The following is a 17,693-nucleotide window of genomic DNA, read 5'->3' on the forward strand; positions in this document are numbered from 1 at the left end:
GCTAGGCTTCGCTTCTGCTACGTTCTATTGAGTGCCTGCTGTTGTCTGTTGTCCGCTTCGGGTTCGCAGCACCGGGAACGGGCAGGAAGGGGAGAAACATATGACCAATCCAGCCTACACGAGCCATACCACGGCTGAGGCGATTATTCTCTATCTGAATGAGATTGGCGACGAGCCGCTCTTGACCTTTGACCAAGAGCAGGAGTTGGCGCGGGCCATTTTAGCCGGGCGCGAAGCAAAGCGCCATTTGGCCCACGATGAGCATCCGATTACTCCGCAAGATCGGCAGCAACTCCATGCCTGTGCCGATGCGGGTGATCATGCGCGCGCCCAACTGATCAATTCCAACCTGCGCCTCGTGGTGAGTATTGCCCGTCGTTATCAGGGCCACGGCCTCAGTCTGCTCGATCTCATCCAAGAGGGTAGCTTAGGGCTGATGCGGGCTGTGGATAAGTTCGATCCGTCGCGTGGGCTCAAGTTCTCGACCTATGCGACCTATTGGATTCGCCAGAGTGTGGGGCGGGCCATTGCGGATCAGAGCCGTACCGTGCGCCTGCCTGTCCACCTTGGTGAACGCCTCTCCCGTTTGGCCCGGGCACGCCAGCATTTGATGCAGTGCCTAGATCGTGAACCGACCACTGAAGAGATCGCAAAGGAGGTGGGGCTCAGTATCGAACAGGTCACCCGTGCCGAGCAGGCTGCTATGACCCCGGCTTCGCTCGATGAGGCCCATACCGATGATGGTACCGGAACCTTGGCTGAGATTATTGCCGACCCAATGCAGCCTTCGCCCCTCGAAGCGGTGAGCCATGATCTCTTGCGTAACGACCTCTCTGATGCGCTCTCGCACCTGACCCCGCGTGAGCGTAATATCATCCAGTTGCGCTATGGTCTCGGGGGCGGCACGGCCCTAACCCTTGAGCAGATTGGTCAGCAACTCAGCCTCACCCGTGAACGGGTGCGTCAACTGGAGAGCGAAGCCCTCAAGAAGCTGCGCGATCCGATGTTGGGCCGACGGCTCTATGGCTATTTCGATGAGGTGTAGCTAGGCATACGCCCATGAGGAGGCGAGGAGGCGAGGACGCGGGGACGCGGGGACGCGAAGCCCGCGCATCCTCGCCTCACGCATCCTCGCCTCACGCATCCTCGCCTCACGCATCCTCGCCTCACGCATCCTCGCCCCTATCTGACATAACGCAACGCATCTTCAGCCCGTTCACGCCAGACCGAAGCAGGGGCAATGTCGGCAGCACGGATAAGCGCTTCACGCGCCTCTGCGTTTGACCCCAGTGCAGCCAAGGCTTGACCAGCGTAGTAGGCCGCTTCGGCATTGGGCCCGGCCACTTGGGCCGCTTCGGCTGCGCTGATCGCATCAGCAAATGCACCGCAGCGGTAGCGGTGGGCCGCCACGAGGGTGAGCGCTTCAGCATGATCGGGTCGCTCGCGGGCCGCTACCTCTGCCATGGGCCAGCCTACCGCACAGAGTTCGTAGGTGGTGGCGAGGTGAAAGCGGGCCGCCAAGAGCGCGTACTCCCCCCGCCGATCCTCTGGTGCCGCCGCAATGGCCCGGTCGTAGGCGAGGCTCGCTAGGTTATACTCGCGCCGGGCGCTGTACCAGTTGGCCCAGGCAATCTCTATGTCCGCTTCGTCAACCCCTAGCTCACTCAGCCCCTCGATCTCTGCGCGTGCCGCTTCCTCGTTCGCACTACTCAGGTGTACGAGAATGAGCAACAGGCGTGGTTGGGTTGCCTCCGGGTTGGCCACCACCAGATCGGTCAAGCGGGCAAGGCTTTGCTCCGTTGCACCAGTACGCCAGTGGATATACGCAGTGTAGGCTGCCGCCGCTGTTCCATAGGGGCTCTCAGCGGGAACCTGGGCAAATTGGGCCTCTGCAAGCTCAAAGCGCTCCTGAGCTACGTAGAGTTGGCCTAACAGGAGCCAGCGCTGCTCATTCGGGGCTTCGAGGATGGCCGCTAACTGGGCCGGTGTGGTCGCCAGCATAGGCATGAGTGGTGCCAAGAGTGGCTGGGCCGGCCCACTGATGCCGATTGGTTGGGTTAGATAATCAAGCGCCACATCCGCTTCCCACGCAGCCCTGAGCAGGGCTAGGCGGTAACGCGCTACGACCGCCCACCTATGCGGTAGTGGCTCGGCCAAGGCAGCACGGAACCAGACTTCTGCTTGGGTATCATTGCCCTGCTGGAAGGCCGCCTCGCCAGCCAAGAGTCGCCCATGGGCGCGGTAGGTGCAGGCCGCAGCACTGCGACAATCCTCCATAAGCTGCCATGTGTGCTGGGCAAGGGCATACCGCCCATCAGCAGCAAGCGCTTGGCCTAGGTAGAGCAGCGCCAAGTGGTAATCGGCATGCACCAAGCCGCGCTGCATGGAGCTACGCAGTGCCCGCTCGGCGGGCACCCGCTCACCGCGAATGGTCTGTACCATGCCCACCCGCAACTGCGCCACTGGTAAACGTGGCGCTAGGCTCAGGTAAACCCCAAGAGCCTCATGGTAGCGCCCAGCTACAAAGAGGCGGTCGGCAGCACGCAGTTCATCGCGTGGATCGGGCTGCACAATGAGCCATGTCGCCGCGCCAACAACCAATGCGGCACAGCAGAGCCGGATGAACCAATTGATGTAGTGCAATAGCCCTATCACCGCTGTCGTAGTGCCGACTTTAGTCGGCATCCGAGGGCTGTCGGAGACCTCAGCCGACTAATGGTGTTCCAGAAATTAATCCGGTGTCGCGGCACGGGCTAGACCTGATAGATATGCCAGATTTGCGAGGTCTGGTTAGCGGATTATTTACTGGAAGACCATAAGTCGGCACTACCTAATAGCGCAAACGGTAAGTATCCTAAAACCATCCCTTTGCGTTCTTTTGCGGCAATGACCCAAACCACCCGATCACCGTTCGCCCCGTGGCCAGAGCATCCAGATTAGCGCGGCAGCGGCGGCCCACCAAGCCCGCTGCGATTCGCGTTCGAGGCCACGGGTACGCAGTTGCACCCCGCCTAAGAAGAAACCAGTAGCAACCACACCACCAGCCAAGCGGTCGGTCGAGCGCTCCACACGGCGCATGCCACGCTCAAGGCGGGCCATGTCAATCCGCGTAGCCAGTTCGCCCCGGTTGGCCGAACGGTAGAAAGTGTCCATCTGGCGGGGTAGGGCCAACATAATTTGCCCAAGTTCGCGCAGTTCCTTCTGCAACTTATCAGGCCAATGGCCGTTGCGCTGCTCTTCATCGAGGATGCGTCGCGCAAAAGGTTGTATCTCGTGGAAAAGGTTAATATCGGGGTAGATCTCGGTTGCCAAACCTTCCACCATACTCAAGGCCCGCCCAAAATAGAGCAGATTCTGCGGAATCTGAAAAGGTAAGTCGTAGACCAGATCTTTCGTCTCATCAAAGATCGCCTCAACATCCAGATTGGTCATTTCGCGCATCGTCCGATTGTACGAGTGGCGCATCATAATCTGGACAGCCTGCACAAAGGGGCGGCGATCCGAGCCAGGCAGAATCATATTGAGTTGTTCGAGGGTCGTAACAATCCGCTCGGGGTCGTTCATCGCCAGGCCAACCACCCCACTACGAATGATCGCCATGGTCTCTTTGGTTATATCGCCAACCATGCCAAAGTCAATAAAGATTAGGGTAAAGGGGCGCCCTGGCTTGGACGCCTGCGCTTCAGCATCGCCGAGGAGTTGGCCGTTTTCGAGGAAGCCATTCCGGTATTTGAGCTGTTCGGCCTGAAACCCATTGACATACACGGTTGGAACTTCTGGTTCGACGCGCACAAAGAGGTTGCCCGGATGCGGATCAGCGTGGAAGAAGCCATCCACGAAGAACTGCTTGAGATAGCAGTTGTTCAGCCGCGAGGCCAATTCGGCCCGACTAACCCCTAGGTTATCGAGGGTTCGCAGGTCGCTAATCTTGATCCCCTCAATCCGTTCCATCACCAGCACGCGGCGCGTCGTATACTCAAACAGCGGTTCTGGCACATAAATACCGCGTACACCAGCAAAATTCTTACGGAAGAGCGCCCCACTCTGCGCCTCTTGGATATAATCCAATTCGCGCACCATCACCACGGCGAACTCAGCCAAGAGCGCTTCAAGGTTGGCGCGACGGCGAATCGGCGGATAGTTCTTAATCAAGCGTACCACCCACGTCACCGCACTAAGATCAACTTCAATGATCCGATCAATGTAGGGGCGTTGCACCTTGACCGCAATCTGGCGTCCATCGTGCAGCGTAGCCAAGTGTACCTGGCCAAGCGAGGCAGCAGCCACCGCATGCTCATCAAACTGCAGGAAAACCTCTTGCGGAAGCGCCCCCAACTCTTCGAGGATCACCTCAAGCACATGGCCCGCAGGTGCCGGGGGCACCTCATCTTGCAGACCGGCCAATTCACGCCGCACCGCGTCGGGCATAATATCGGCACGCGCCGAGAGAAATTGCCCCAACTTGATCTGCATGCCCCCCAACTCGAGCGCGAGCAGGCGAAACTTGTGCGCCAACTTGACCCAACGGGCCGTCATGGTGCGCTGCACATACCAGCGACACAGAGCAAAACGGACAAGAAAAATGTCCCAAAAATAGATGTGGGCAATGACGCCAAGGAAGAAGGCCGACACGCGCAGAAAGCGTTGACGCGCATGAAAAGCTGGCGCAACAGTTGCACGCGGTACAGCCGGTTGTTCGGACAGGTTTACCGCCGCCTCATCTGGGCGCAGTGAGTGATAGTGCGTCATATAGTGGGTGATCTGTTTGCTACTCCCACTAAGGATTATACCAGATATGCCTAAGGTATCGCCATGCTCAAGGACTGCTTTCGCCTCCCGGCGATGCTTGGGACCAGACCCAAATAGACCCCGATGCAAAATTTCACACAAAGAAAGAGATCATCACTATGGGTTGCCCGGCTTTTACCTAGTGCATCCCTACACAAATATATACTGATCAGAGACCGGAGAGAGTGGAGACAAATACTTGAAGGAGGCGCCTTGTATGGATGTGCTTCAGGCGACTAAGCAAGCAGCGGGCTTCGATGATCCAATCCCGCAGGTAACGATTGATGGCAATGAGGCCGCTGGGAATGTTGCCTATCTGCTCAGTGAGGTGATCGCAATCTATCCGATTACCCCCTCTACACCTATGGGCGAGGCGGCTGATGCCTTTGCTGCGACTGGCAAACCAAATCTTTGGGGTACGGTGCCCACTGTCTATGAGATGCAGTCTGAAGGTGGCGCCGCCGGGGCGATCCATGGGGCCATTCAGACTGGGGCCCTCACTACGACCTTCACCGCGTCCCAAGGGTTGCTCTTGATGATCCCCAATATGTTTAAGATTGCCGGTGAGTTGACCCCGACAGTCTTTCATGTTGCCGCCCGCTCGATTGCGGCCCAAGGGCTTTCGATCTTTGGTGACCATTCCGATGTGATGGCAACGCGCGCAACTGGTTGGGCTCTGCTCTCCTCCGGTTCCGTCCAAGAGGCTCAAGACCTGGCGCTGATTGCCCACGCAGCTACGCTCCAAGCCTGGGTGCCCTGCATCCATTTCTTCGATGGCTTCCGCACTTCCCACGAGGTTAATAAGATTACCCCGGTGAGTGAGGCAATCATTCGGGCCATGATTGACGATGAGCTTGTACGCGCCCATCGCGCCCGCGCCCTTTCGCCCGAACGCCCGGTGCTGCGTGGCACCGCCCAGAATCCCGATGTCTATTTCCAAGCCCGCGAGAGTGTGAATCCCTTCTATAACGCCTGCCCCGAAATCTTCCAACAGGCGATGGATCGCTTTGCGGCCCTCACTGGGCGTGCGTACCAACTCTTTGATTACAGTGGCCCCAGTGATGCCGAGCGCGTCGTTGTGGTGATGGGCTCCGCCGGTGAGACCGTCGAAGAGACGGCGCGGTACCTCGCAGCCCACGGCGAGAAGGTCGGTGTGCTGCGGGTGCGCCTCTATCGCCCCTTTGCCCCCGAACGCTTGATTGCGGCTCTGCCTAAGACCACGAAGGCCCTTGCAGTCCTTGATCGCTGCAAAGAGCCCGGGAGTTCCGGTGAGCCCATGCTGCTCGATGTGATCACCGCTGTCTATGAGTTTGGTGCCGAACACTTTGCCAACGGCAAGCTCCCCACCGTCATTGGCGGGCGCTATGGCCTCTCCTCCAAGGAGTTTACCCCCGGTATGGTCAAGGCGGTCTTTGATGAGCTCAAGTTGCCTAAGCCCCGCTCGCGCTTTACAGTTGGTATTACCGATGATGTGAGCATGACGAGCCTTGAGTATGACCGTAGCTTTGATGTGGAGCCAGCCGCGACGGTGCGCTGTATCTTCTGGGGGCTGGGGGCTGATGGTACCGTTGGTGCCAATAAGAATTCGATCAAGATCATTGGCGAAGAGACGCCCAACGATGCTCAGGGCTATTTTGTCTATGACTCCAAGAAGTCCGGCTCGGTCACCATCTCCCACCTGCGCTTTGGCCCCGAACCGATCCGCGCCCCCTACCTGATTGGCGACGGCCAGGCCCAGTTTGTTGCGTGCCACCAGTTCAACTTCCTCGAACGCCTTGAGGTGCTGCGCTATGCCGCACCCGGTGCCACCTTCCTGCTCAATAGCCCCTATGGGCCTGATGAGGTCTGGAACCATCTGACCGCTGAGGTGCAGCAGACGATCCGTGCGAAGGGCTTGCGCCTCTGGGTGATTGATGCTGCTACGGTCGCCCATGCTACCGGCATGCGTGGGCGCGTGAATACGGTGATGCAGACCTGCTTCTTTGCCATTTCGGGTATTATGCCCCGCGATGAGGCCATCGCTCAGATTAAGCGGAGTATCAAGAAGACCTATGGCAAACGTGGCGATGCGGTGATCAAGCAGAACTTTATGGCGGTAGACCAGACCCTCGATAATCTCTACGAGGTTGGCATCCCCGCAGAAGCGCCCACCACCAATGAACTGCATATGCAGCCCTCGGTCTCTGCCGATGCTCCACCCTTTGTGCGCGACGTTTTGGCTAAGATGATTGCGCTGCGCGGCGATGATCTGCCGGTTAGTGTGATGCCCTGCGACGGCACCTTCCCCACTGGCACTACCAAGTACGAGAAGCGCAATATCGCCCTCGAAGTGCCCGTCTGGGAGCCCGACATCTGTATCCAGTGCAACAAATGCGCCTTCGTCTGCCCCCACGCCGTCATTCGGCCCAAGGTCTATGCCCCCGAAGCACTTGAGGCAGCCCCCGCCAGCTTTAAGAGTGCCGCAGCGCGCTTCAAAGAGTTCCCCGGCCAGAAGTTCACGATCCAGGTCTCGGTTGAGGACTGCACCGGCTGTGCCCTCTGTGTCGAGGCTTGTCCGGTGAAAGACAAGCGCCAGACCGGGCGCAAAGCGATCAATATGGCCCCCCAAGCGCCGCTGCGCCAGAACGAAGTGGCCAATTGGGACTTCTTCCTCAGCCTGCCCGACGTTGATCGCACCCAGCTTCAGGTTAGCACGGTGAAGAACTCGCAACTGCTGCTGCCGCTCTTCGAGTTCTCCGGTGCCTGCGCTGGCTGTGGCGAGACCCCCTATATCAAGTTGGTCAGCCAGCTCTTTGGCGACCGCTCGGTGATTGCCAATGCGACGGGCTGCTCGTCCATCTATGGCGGCAATCTGCCAACCACCCCGTGGGCCTTCAACCACGAAGGGCGCGGCCCGGCTTGGTCCAATTCGCTCTTCGAGGACAACGCCGAGTTTGGTTTGGGCATGCGCCTGACGATTGACAAGCAGCAGGAGTATGCCTACGAGTTGATCCAACGCATGGCGGCCCATTTAAACGCCGAGTTGGTGCAAGACCTGCTGCACGCCGAGCAGCGCGACGAGGCGGGCATCAGTGCCCAACGCGCCCGCGTCGCCACCCTCAAGCAGCACCTGACCAAGTTGCTCGAAGGGGACGTTGGGGCCGACGTTGGTCCGCTGCGCGACCTGCTCTCCCTGGCCGATCTCTTTGTGCGCCGCACCGTCTGGATCTTGGGCGGCGACGGCTGGGCCTACGACATCGGCTATGGCGGACTTGACCATGTGCTTGCCTCGGGGCGCAACGTCAATATCCTCGTCCTCGATACTGAGGTATACTCCAATACTGGCGGCCAGGCCAGCAAATCCACACCCCTCGCCGCCGTAGCCAAGTTTGCCGCCAAAGGCAAAGCCACCGCCAAGAAAGACTTGGGCCTGATTGCTATGGCCTACGGCAACGTCTACGTTGCCCGCATCGCCATGGGCTACGATGCCCTTCAGACCCTACGCGCCATCCAAGAGGCGGAAGCCTACGACGGCCCCTCCATCGTGATCGCCTACAGCCACTGCATCGCCCACGGCATTGACATGCGTCGCGGGCTGAAGCAGCAGAAGTTGGCCGTCGAGTCGGGCATGTGGGTCCTCTACCGCTTCAACCCCGACCTGATCGCCCAAGGCCAGAACCCGCTGCACATTGATAGCAAGGAACCCAGCATTCCCCCCGAACAGTACGCCGCTGGCGAAGGCCGCTTCCAGATGCTCGTGCGTACCGACGCCCAGCGTGCCGACGCCCTGCTCGCCGAAGCCAAACGCAACAACGCCGAACACTACCATCGCTTGGCCCAAATGATGAAAGATTAAGTCCCTAGACCTCACAGGTCTGTGCGACCTGTGAGGTCTTATATGACGTTTAGGGCTGCCGCCCTAAAACCCGCTTTGGGGCTATGCCCCAAACCCCGTTTTTTGTTCCGTGTTGGCGGCGAAGCCGCCAACACGGAACAAAAAGAGTCTTTTTGGGGGCGACTTCGCCGCCCCCAAACCCCCGCCGACGGAATAAAAAGAGTCTTTTTGGGGACGGCTTCGCCGCCCCCAAACTCCCGCCGGGGGTTTAACTTGTGGTTCAAAAGACCAATACCCCAACAGAAGAAGAGACCCCCTATGCCAGACCTGAGTACCACCTACCTCGGGCTCAAGCTCAAGACCCCGCTTGTCGCGTCGGCCTCACCCATTGCCCAGCGCATCGACACGGTACGCCGCCTCGCCGATGCTGGCGTATCAGCGATTGTGATGTACTCCCTCTTTGAGGAGCAGATCATCCATCAGAGCCTCGAGATCGATCTCTTGCTCACTCACGGTGCCGATAGTTTCGCCGAGGCGCTCAGCTACCTCCCCGATACCGGGCGCTACAGCGTTGGCCCTGAACGCTACATCGATCAGTTGGCCAAACTGAAACATTCGGTAGACATCCCCGTCATCGGCAGCCTCAACGGCGTCTCGCCGGGCGGCTGGGTACACTATGCCCAACTCATGGAAGAAGCGGGTGCCGATGCGGTCGAGTTGAACATCTACTACATGCCCACCGAGACCCACATCACTAGTGTGGATCTCGAACAGACCTATGTAGACCTCGTGCGGGCTGTGCGGGCCGAGATCAAGATTCCCCTGGCGGTCAAGTTAAGCCCCTTCTTCACCGCCCTACCCAACCTCGCAGCGCGCCTCGACGAAGCCGGGGCCAACGGCCTCGTGCTCTTCAACCGCTTCTACCAATCCGACTTTGACCTCGACAACCTTGAGGTTATCCACAACCTGCACCTCAGCACCCCCGACGAACTGCGTCTACCCTTACGGGCCGTTGCCATGCTGTATGGCCACATCAACGCCGACATGGCCATCACCAGCGGCGTTCACAGCGCCAGCGACGTACTCAAATGCATGATGGCGGGCGCAAAGGTGGCTATGATGGCCTCGGCGCTGCTACAAGGCGACGGGCCAAGCCATGTCGTAGACATGGTTCAGGATCTCCGCGCTTGGATGGAGGAACACGAATACGAATCCATCGAACTCATGCAGGGCAGCATGAGCAAACGGGCCGTCGCCGAACCCGCCGCCTTCGAGCGCGCCAACTACATGAAGGTCCTCAGTTCCTTCCGCTTCAACACCGGCTTCTCGTCCCACTCAGCCATCACCAGCGGGATGCTCTACCCCTTCCTCAGTACCTCAGTGGATGATGAGTAGGGTTATACCAAATCCGATAGCCGATAGCCGATAGCTGATAGCCGGACATGGCGTCTCAATGCGCTTGAAGGTCATTAGGCATTTGGTATTAACCATTTACGAGTAAAAAATAGGGTATGCCGCATAGCAATGCACGTTGCCATCATTTGCTATGCGGCATGAAAGGGAATTGGTATGACTGCCCAACCAAAAACGTATCTCACTGAGGCAGAATATCTTGAGCGTGAGCAGGAGAGTGTGATTAAACACGAATATTATGCTGGCGAGATTTTTGCAATGTCAGGGGCCAGTGAAGCCCACAATTTGATCGCGAGTAATATTACTGCGATTTTGCATAATCAAATTCGCGGAAGAGGCTGTCGTATTTACCCCAGTGATATGCGGATTAAAGTAGAAAAAACTGGGCTATACACCTATCCTGATATTACCGTTGTTTGCGGAACATCTGAATTTACCGATATGATGAAACGGGATACGCTTATCAATCCGACAGTTATTATTGAAATCCTTTCTCCATCAACCGAACGCTATGATCGTGGGGTTAAATTTCAAAACTACCGTACTATCGCCTCACTCAAAGAGTATATTCTTGTGGCACAGAATACGTATCACATCGAACGCTATGTACGCTCTGAGACGCAGACGTGGATGCTCAACGAAGCAGTAGGCATTGAAGCCTCAATCATGCTTGCTTCAATTCAGTGTGTCCTTGTGCTGGCAGACACCTATGAGATGGTTGATATGCCGCCAGAGTCACCCTCTGATGACCGAGCGGTAGTTGCCGCAGGGTAGGGACTTTACCATGTTGTTAGAGGCTGTCTGAAAAGCCTATCAACTGGCGTTGGAGTGCCGGCTTCAGCCGGCTAAAGCCGGCACTCCAACGCGTGCCCACTAGCTTTTCAGACAGCTTCTTAGGGATGGTTTCAGAAACGCGCTTTCAGCTTTACAGTCGTAGTGCCGACGTTAGTCGGCATCCGGGGGTTGTCAGCGACCTCAGCCGACTAACGTCGGCACTACCTTTGCGGCTTTGCGCCTTTGCGCGAGCTTATTTGAAAGGTATTGTCCCTAACACCTATTTTCTATATTCTCGTTTCTGTATCCTTAAGCGCACGAGCTCATCTACCGCTCCTTCTCCTTCTTCTCCCTTGAGCGGAAGACAATCGCAATTGGTGTGCCGCCAAAGCCATAACGTTCGCGCAGGCGGTTCTCGAGGTAGCGCCCGTATGACCAGTGGACAAGGCTGCCGTCGTTGGCGAAGAAGAGAAAGACTGGTGGCTCGGTTTGGGGCTGCACCGCGTAGTAGAGGCGCAAGTGGGCACCCTTTTTGATCGCCATGGGCGGCTGATCGAGCACCGCTTGGCGCAAGAAGGCGTTTAGTTCGCCCGTCGGCACGCGCTTCAGGCGCTCATCCTGGATTTCGCGGGCCAATTGCACAATGCGCCCAGTGCGCTGGCCCTCGAGCGCCGAGATGAAGAGGATCGGGGCGTAATCAATGAACTTAAAGGCTTCTCGCACCTGCGCCTCGAAGAGTTTGTAGGTCTGATTGTCTTTTGCAACCGCATCCCACTTGTTGACCAGCAGCGCCACACCCTTCTTGGCCTCAAGGATCATGCCAGCAATATGGGTATCTTGCGCCGTCACCCCCTCGGTGGCATCTATGAGCAGCATGGCGACATCGCAGCGCTCAATCGCCCGGAGGGCCCGCAGCACCGAATACTTCTCAATGCCCTGCTCGATCCGCCCGGAGCGGCGAATGCCCGCTGTGTCAATCAGCGTCACCGGCTCGCCGTGTACCTTGATGATCGTATCGAAGGCATCGCGGGTGGTGCCGGGGACACTGGAGACCACCGCTCGTTCGCTACCAATCAGCCGATTCACGAGGCTCGACTTGCCTACATTGGGGCGGCCCACAATTGCAATCCGCAGGTGACGTTCCTCCTCAACATCCCCTTGGTTCTCAGGAAAGATCTCCACCAGACGGTCGAGTACATCACCCGTGCCAAGGCCGTGGAAGGCGCTCATGGCAATCGGATCGCCCAAATTGAGCGCATAGAATTCGACCGCATCAAGCTGTCGTTCAACACTATCGGCCTTATTGACCGCCAGCACAACATGCTTTGCCATAGGGCGCAGCACCTCGGCTACATCAGCGTCAGCCGTCGTCAAGCCATCGCGCCCGTCCACCATAAAGATGACCGCATCGGCCTCCTCAATCGCCAACTGCGCCTGCGAGCGGGTACGGTTCTGCAATTCATGCGCGGGCAATGTCGGGTCATCTTCACCAAACAAGAGCCCCGCCGTATCCACCACCGTAAACTCACGCCCATTCCAGAAACTATCGCCATAGAGCCGATCACGGGTTGTTCCGGGCAGATCCTCAATAATCGCCCGCCGTTCGCCGATCAATCGATTAAAAAAGGTGGACTTGCCTACATTGGGGCGTCCAACTAAAGCCACAATTGGTTTTGTCATGGTGCTACTTAACCACCACGTTGTGCATCGTTCGGCACAGCCCGAATGATGACACGCTGGGTGAACTTATCAGGGCCACTGGCGGGCCAACAGGTGACCAAGGTGACCACTTCGTGGTCGGTGGGTGCGATCAGTTGAGCATTGGCGTGACGTTGTTCAGTGGTAACATGTGGCCCTTCTTCATCAACAATCAGCCGTTCACTCACGGTGTAGTGGTAGACCTGGCCATTGCTATGCAACACAACCTCATCGCCGGGCAGGACATAGAAGAGATCACGGAAAACTTGGCCATAGCCTCCGACATGACCCGCCAGCACAATGTTACCACCTTCACCGGGATTGGCCGAGCCTTTATGCTGACCCACGGCAAACTCAGCCACCTGCCAGACCGAGACCAGTTCACCTGCATGCTCAATTAAATCCCAGCCAACCTCAATCACTTTGGCATCAACCAAGATACTAGGCAAAATCACACGCTCGACGCTGGTGGGCTGGATTATCTGGCTAGGCTCAGGGCGAACGCCAACCAACTGCCCGTTGTTAGGCTGCGTTGCTACCACCACAGGCTCACGCGCATTGCTACTGATCGGATCGGGCCTTACGGGTGCGGTTGGCAGCACCGGCAGGCTCGGTGCGCGTACTAGAATGTGGGATACTTCAAGCTCACTATCACCCCGCGCTGCGGCACGCTGATGTTCGATATAGGCATACATCCCACCCACATAGAGCAGCAGGTAGAACCCAGCCAAGATCAACAGATTACTCAGCGTCCATTGTACACGCTGACCCAAGGTATACGGATACTCCTCCGCAACCTTGCGTGTTTTCAGCAGATTAAATTGGAACATGCAGGATGGTTTCAGAGCCATTAGGCAAGGTTTCAGAAACACAGAAAGTCGCTTTAGTATCTTGCGAGGATGCGTGAGGCGAAGTTGCGAAGGCTGCGCGTCCTCGCGTCCTCGCGTCCTCGCAAACTGTAAGGTGAACTGAAACCATCGCTTAGGCCATTTTGCGCGGATCGCCACCATGCAGGCGCACCAAAGCGGCCCGCAGCAGCGCCAGTTCCTGATCAGAGATACGATTGAGTACCTGATCATGCGGCTGCACCGCCTCAGTCAACAGCAATAGCGCACGCAGCGCCGTCGTCCCGGTGCTATCACCGCCCCCATCGCTCCGACAACCGGCGTGCAGGTGCGTCTTATGGGGCTGAACATTCGGGCGAGCGGGAGTCATAACATCTCCTCAGTTCTTTGACGGCAAGGCTTTGCCTTGCAACAATCTACGTTCCCCATGGTAAGGGTGCGCACGGGAACATAATTCCCTTGTACATGAACAGTGTAGTTGCTCAGGTAACGCAAGTCAAGGGGGCTGCGAAGCCGCGCTCAAGCTCTCAACCCTAAACTATTAGTGCTACAATGCTCTCAGCAGCTTGAAAATTGAACATGCCGCATAATCAAGAATGCTAAGGGAAGCAGAAATTGTTACGTATCTCAGCAACTTGTCATGCTGAATAGGACATGGGGCGCAGGCATCGTAGTGCCGACTTTAGTCGGCTGAGGTCTTTGGCAGCGATGGGAGCCGACTAACGTCGGCACTACCTACGGCGCAAACAGGAACATTGCTACGAACCTTCGCTCAGGGTGACCAAGCAACGGGGCAATCAACAACATCCGCTTCCCTAAAGCCCATTGAGACGCCCATGTTCGACAATCTGCAATCTGCAATCTGCAATCTGCAATCTGCAATCGACAATCTGCAATCGACAATCTGCAATCGACAATCTGCAATCGACAATCTGCAATCTGCAATCTGCAATCTGCAATCGACAATCTGCAATCGACAATCTGCATTCGGCAATGGTATAAAGAGGGCTTCATGCACGGAGAGCCTAGCACCGCACCGCTGATCGAGGCGGTCGGTTTGCAAAAGCGTTATGGTGAGACCTACGCCGTCAAAGGGGTAGATTTGGCCGTAGCCCCCGGTGAAATTGTTGGCTTCTTGGGGCCAAATGGGGCGGGCAAGACGACGACGATTAAGATGTTGATTGGCCTACTGCGTCCGAGTGAGGGTGTGGCACGCATTGGCGGCTTTGATCTTCAACAACAGCCCTTACGCGCCAAGGCGTTACTCGGCTATGTGCCCGATCAGCCCTACTTGCCTGAGAAATTAACCGCCCGCGAGTATCTGGAGTTGATTGCCGGGCTCTACCAGCTTGAACCCAAAGCTGCCCGCGAACGCGGCGAGGAGTTGTTGAGACTCTTGGGCCTAGTGGAGCGGGGCGATGAGTTGCTCGGTGGCTATAGCCACGGCATGCGCCAAAAGGCTGCCCTCAGCGGGGCGCTCTTGCATCAGCCACGCGCACTCTTCCTCGATGAACCTACCGTTGGCCTTGATCCACGGAGCGCCCGCTTGATCAAAGATATTTTGCGTGAGGTCGCCGATCATGGCGCGGCGGTCTTTATGTCCACCCATATCCTAGAAATCGCCGAGCGCCTCTGCGACCGTGTGTTGATCATCAACCACGGGACGATTATCGCTGCCGGTAGCCTTGAACAACTGCGCGCCGGTAGTGATGGCTCGCTGGAGGATATTTTCCTCAGCCTCACAAGCGGTAGCGCTGCTGAAGCCCTGGCGGCTACTTTGGATTCGTAGGCGGCGTGGCGTCGCGGTGGCTTCGACAGGCTCAGCCACCGCGACGCTGGCGCGTATTTCCTGCTCCCCTGTTCCCCTGTTCTCTGTTCCTCTGTTCTCTGTTCTCCTTCCCCTGTTCCCCTGTTCCCCTGTTCCTCACCCCCATGCTTCACTCAATCCGTGTACTCATGCGTGCGCGTCTGCAGATTACGCGCAATACCTTTTGGCGTAGCGGCTGGAAACAGAAGTTCGGCCTGCTGATTGTTGGCCTCTTTTTTGCCCTGGGCTCGTTGGGTGCCTATGGCTTTACGCGCTTTATGGTGGCCATTCTGCGCGATCCGGAGTTGGCACTCCTGTTGCAAGAGGCGGCCAATGAGACGCCTGAGGTGGCGTTTGATCTCGATCTGCTCCTCGCTACCCTGCCTAGTCTGGTGCTGTTGGGCACGTTGGGCTTGTTGATCTTTTCAAGCTTTAGTAGTCTGCTCAATTCACTCTATCTTTCGGGCGATCTGGATATGTTGTTGGCGACCCCCACCCCGATGCGGGCGGTCTTTGTGGTGAAGTTTTTTGGCGCTTTAAGTACCCAATACCTCTTGATTGTTGCCTTCGTTTGGCCCGTGCTCGTGGGCTACGGGCAGGGTATGGGCTATGGGCTGCTCTACCAATTTGCAGCCCTTGTGGTCATACTCGGCTTACCCCTGCTGCCAGCCGGGCTAGGGGCGCTCCTTGTGATGGCGGTGATACGGGTGATTCCTCCGCGCCGTGCGCGTGAAATCGTAAGCCTGCTGGGCGGCATGTTGGGGGTTGGCTTCTACCTGTTGATCCAATTTAGTGGGCGCATTGCCATGAGCACAGCGACCCCCGCTAACCTTGAGTCGCTCCGCAGCGTTGATCAGCCCTTGTTGCCTTCAGCCTGGGCCGGGCGGGCCTTGGTGGCCGCCGGCGAGGGGCAGTTGCTGCCCCTCGCCTTCTATGGCGGCAGTTTCTTGCTCAGTTCAGTACTTGCCTTTGGCGCCTGCCTGCTGCTGGCCGAGCGGCTCTACTATGTGGGCTGGAGCAATCTGGCCCAGCAGGGGGGCAAGCAGCGGCCCAAGCCCCAGGCACCACGCGGGGCGTTGTTCGGACGCTTGCCCCTCTTCTTACCCCAAGAATCGCGGGCCATTCTGGTCAAAGACTTGCGCCTCTTTGTGCGTGATCTACGCAATCTTCAGGTCTTGATCTTTCCCTTGGCCTTGGCGCTGATCTGGAGTTTCCAGATTCTTATGGGTGATCGCGCAAGCGCGAGTGGTCTGGGTGGGCCCGAACAGTTAATGGGAGCAAGTATCGCCTTCTTTATCTGTATCAGTATCTCGAATGGGATTGCGGGCGGTGGGGTCAGCCGCGAGGGTAAGAATTTCTGGTTGCTCAAGTTAGCACCCATTAGCCCTTGGCGTCTGCTATTGGGCAAATTAGCCCTCGCCTACCTACCCTTCCCAGTAATTGGCACGCTCTTCCTGCTTGGCATTGGCCTGTTGAGCCAAACCAACCCACTGGTGGTCACGCAGCAATGGGTACTCCTGCAACTTGTCGGCCTAGGGAGTGCATCCTTTGGGATTGGGCTTGGAGCCGCCTTTCCACGCCTCAATTGGGAAAACCCGGCCCAACAGACAACATGGCAGAGCAGTTGCCTCAGTTCCATCTTCTACCCGCTCTACATCCTCTTCATGCTCGTGATTGTCTTCGGAGCCCAAGCTGCCAGTAGCCTACTCGGTGGTGGATTGCTTGGCCTTGCGGTGATCCTCACTGGCTGGGGTCTCGCCGTCGGGCTAACCGGCCTCGTAGTTGGGCTTGGAGCCCTCATTGGTATCCGGGGGTTGGAACGCATTGAGGTGTGAATTGACGTCCGACTATCGGCTACTGGCAATCGTCTTAGCCCGTAGCGTCGAGATGTTGCTCTCGCGCTCGGTGAGCGAACGACGGAGCCGCCATTGCAGAGTCGCAATGTCGTCCGAGATGGAGCGCAAATGATTCATCTCTTGCTCCAAATCTTCAACCAGCGCCCGCGCTTGCACGCTTACCCTCGTGCTGGTGCGCTCGGCTGAGAGATCGCCGAGACGCTCTTGCATGGCTGCGAGCAGACTCATAAGATTGGCCCAGGCTTCGTTGTCTTGGTCAAGCGCACTGCGCTGTACCCTGGTGCGGGCCTCTAGCCATGTTTGAATTTGGCCCTGCATAGCCGTAATGCGCTCTTCAAGCAGCACAAGGGCTTGGTGATCAACGCTAGGCGCTTGGCTGCGCTCAAGCTGGGGGGAAGCAGGCGTACCGCTCACAATCTGTTCCAACTGATCTTGCAAATGGGCAATCGCACTACTCAGTTGCGCCTGTCGCAGAGTCACACTCTCTTGCTCATTGAGCATGTCCAGCAACATATCGCGCAGATCTGCCGCCTCTTCGGCACTGCGGAGCGACTGCTGGTGCAGTAGGTGGGGGACAAACCAGAGCAGTAGCGCGAGTAAGGTTATGACCGCGATGCCAAGTGCAACGAAAAGTGCATTCATGGTGGGGTGCCTCCTGATTCCCTAGAGTCTCTAGTATAAAAACGCGCCCCATACTT

Annotated in this window: 13 protein-coding genes; 6 read left to right on the forward strand and 7 right to left on the reverse strand. The window is 57.5% G+C overall.

Annotation, left to right across the window (positions count from 1 at the left end; translation table 11 throughout):
* Window positions 1-100: 100 nt before the first annotated feature.
* Window positions 101-1,045: a sigma-70 family RNA polymerase sigma factor gene (locus tag CJ255_RS04825; protein ID WP_097642961.1), complete on the forward strand. Its 945-nt coding sequence runs from the start codon at window positions 101-103 to the stop codon at window positions 1,043-1,045.
* Here CJ255_RS04825 and CJ255_RS24805 read toward each other — a convergent pair whose 3' ends face one another.
* The 3 genes from CJ255_RS24805 to CJ255_RS04835 form a co-directional block, all read right to left on the reverse strand.
* Window positions 1,046-1,174, reverse strand: coding sequence for a hypothetical protein (locus tag CJ255_RS24805; RefSeq protein ID WP_124681816.1), 129 nt, complete (start codon window positions 1,172-1,174; stop codon window positions 1,046-1,048). It lies immediately after the preceding gene.
* 8 nt (window positions 1,175-1,182) lie between these two features.
* On the reverse strand, window positions 1,183-2,685 hold the full coding sequence (locus CJ255_RS04830; RefSeq protein WP_124681817.1) for a tetratricopeptide repeat protein: 1,503 nt from the start codon (window positions 2,683-2,685) through the stop codon (window positions 1,183-1,185).
* 219 nt (window positions 2,686-2,904) lie between these two features.
* Window positions 2,905-4,749, reverse strand: coding sequence for an ABC1 kinase family protein (locus tag CJ255_RS04835; protein ID WP_097642963.1), 1,845 nt, complete (start codon window positions 4,747-4,749; stop codon window positions 2,905-2,907).
* 256 nt (window positions 4,750-5,005) lie between these two features.
* On the opposite strand from CJ255_RS04835, the gene nifJ reads away from it, so the two are divergent.
* The 3 genes from nifJ to CJ255_RS04850 all read left to right on the forward strand — a co-directional run bounded on the left by nifJ (window position 5,006) and on the right by CJ255_RS04850 (window position 10,789).
* Window positions 5,006-8,623 (forward strand): pyruvate:ferredoxin (flavodoxin) oxidoreductase, encoded by a 3,618-nt coding sequence (nifJ, locus tag CJ255_RS04840; RefSeq protein ID WP_097642964.1) that lies wholly within the window; start codon window positions 5,006-5,008, stop codon window positions 8,621-8,623.
* A gap of 297 nt (window positions 8,624-8,920) precedes the next feature.
* Entirely contained in the window at window positions 8,921-9,997 is a 1,077-nt protein-coding gene (locus CJ255_RS04845) for a dihydroorotate dehydrogenase-like protein (RefSeq protein ID WP_097642965.1), read from the forward strand.
* Window positions 9,998-10,171: 174 nt separating this feature from the next.
* Window positions 10,172-10,789 (forward strand): Uma2 family endonuclease, encoded by a 618-nt coding sequence (locus CJ255_RS04850; protein WP_097642966.1) that lies wholly within the window; start codon window positions 10,172-10,174, stop codon window positions 10,787-10,789.
* A gap of 327 nt (window positions 10,790-11,116) precedes the next feature.
* On the opposite strand, the gene der is transcribed toward CJ255_RS04850, so the two are convergent.
* The 3 genes from der to CJ255_RS04865 form a co-directional block, all read right to left on the reverse strand.
* Window positions 11,117-12,469 carry a ribosome biogenesis GTPase Der gene (der, locus tag CJ255_RS04855; protein ID WP_097642967.1) on the reverse strand — a complete coding sequence of 451 codons (1,353 nt, stop codon included), beginning with the start codon at window positions 12,467-12,469 and terminating at the stop codon, window positions 11,117-11,119.
* Between the two features lie 8 nt (window positions 12,470-12,477).
* Window positions 12,478-13,317 carry a sortase gene (locus tag CJ255_RS04860; protein WP_097642968.1) on the reverse strand — a complete coding sequence of 280 codons (840 nt, stop codon included), beginning with the start codon at window positions 13,315-13,317 and terminating at the stop codon, window positions 12,478-12,480.
* A gap of 151 nt (window positions 13,318-13,468) precedes the next feature.
* Window positions 13,469-13,702 carry a hypothetical protein gene (locus CJ255_RS04865; RefSeq protein ID WP_097642969.1) on the reverse strand — a complete coding sequence of 78 codons (234 nt, stop codon included), beginning with the start codon at window positions 13,700-13,702 and terminating at the stop codon, window positions 13,469-13,471.
* Window positions 13,703-14,344: 642 nt separating this feature from the next.
* Here CJ255_RS04865 and CJ255_RS04875 point away from each other — a divergent pair.
* Both CJ255_RS04875 and CJ255_RS04880 read left to right on the forward strand, forming a co-directional pair.
* Window positions 14,345-15,121, forward strand: coding sequence for an ABC transporter ATP-binding protein (locus CJ255_RS04875; RefSeq protein WP_097642970.1), 777 nt, complete (start codon window positions 14,345-14,347; stop codon window positions 15,119-15,121).
* A 167-nt stretch (window positions 15,122-15,288) separates the two neighbouring features.
* Complete coding sequence (locus CJ255_RS04880; protein ID WP_165774574.1) at window positions 15,289-16,974, forward strand: putative ABC transporter permease subunit; 1,686 nt, start codon at window positions 15,289-15,291, stop codon at window positions 16,972-16,974.
* 12 nt (window positions 16,975-16,986) lie between these two features.
* Here the strand turns inward: CJ255_RS04880 and CJ255_RS04885 are convergent, their stop codons facing one another.
* Window positions 16,987-17,637 (reverse strand): hypothetical protein, encoded by a 651-nt coding sequence (locus tag CJ255_RS04885; protein WP_097642972.1) that lies wholly within the window; start codon window positions 17,635-17,637, stop codon window positions 16,987-16,989.
* Window positions 17,638-17,693: the final 56 nt, after the last annotated feature.

Source organism: Candidatus Viridilinea mediisalina (assembly GCF_002532535.1).
GTDB classification, from domain to species: domain Bacteria; phylum Chloroflexota; class Chloroflexia; order Chloroflexales; family Chloroflexaceae; genus Viridilinea; species Viridilinea mediisalina.

Excerpts from the sequence above, each read along its gene's own strand:
- CJ255_RS04825 (WP_097642961.1), top strand. The coding sequence starts at position 101 with ATGACCAATCCAGCCTACACGAGCCATACCACGGCTGAGGCGATTATT.
- CJ255_RS24805 (WP_124681816.1), bottom strand. The coding sequence starts at position 1,174 with ATGCGTGAGGCGAGGATGCGTGAGGCGAGGATGCGTGAGGCGAGGATG.
- CJ255_RS04830 (WP_124681817.1), bottom strand. The coding sequence starts at position 2,685 with ATGCCGACTAAAGTCGGCACTACGACAGCGGTGATAGGGCTATTGCAC.
- CJ255_RS04835 (WP_097642963.1), bottom strand. The coding sequence starts at position 4,749 with ATGACGCACTATCACTCACTGCGCCCAGATGAGGCGGCGGTAAACCTG.
- nifJ (WP_097642964.1), top strand. The coding sequence starts at position 5,006 with ATGGATGTGCTTCAGGCGACTAAGCAAGCAGCGGGCTTCGATGATCCA.
- CJ255_RS04845 (WP_097642965.1), top strand. The coding sequence starts at position 8,921 with ATGCCAGACCTGAGTACCACCTACCTCGGGCTCAAGCTCAAGACCCCG.
- CJ255_RS04850 (WP_097642966.1), top strand. The coding sequence starts at position 10,172 with ATGACTGCCCAACCAAAAACGTATCTCACTGAGGCAGAATATCTTGAG.
- der (WP_097642967.1), bottom strand. The coding sequence starts at position 12,469 with ATGACAAAACCAATTGTGGCTTTAGTTGGACGCCCCAATGTAGGCAAG.
- CJ255_RS04860 (WP_097642968.1), bottom strand. The coding sequence starts at position 13,317 with ATGTTCCAATTTAATCTGCTGAAAACACGCAAGGTTGCGGAGGAGTAT.
- CJ255_RS04865 (WP_097642969.1), bottom strand. The coding sequence starts at position 13,702 with ATGACTCCCGCTCGCCCGAATGTTCAGCCCCATAAGACGCACCTGCAC.
- CJ255_RS04875 (WP_097642970.1), top strand. The coding sequence starts at position 14,345 with ATGCACGGAGAGCCTAGCACCGCACCGCTGATCGAGGCGGTCGGTTTG.
- CJ255_RS04880 (WP_165774574.1), top strand. The coding sequence starts at position 15,289 with ATGCGTGCGCGTCTGCAGATTACGCGCAATACCTTTTGGCGTAGCGGC.
- CJ255_RS04885 (WP_097642972.1), bottom strand. The coding sequence starts at position 17,637 with ATGAATGCACTTTTCGTTGCACTTGGCATCGCGGTCATAACCTTACTC.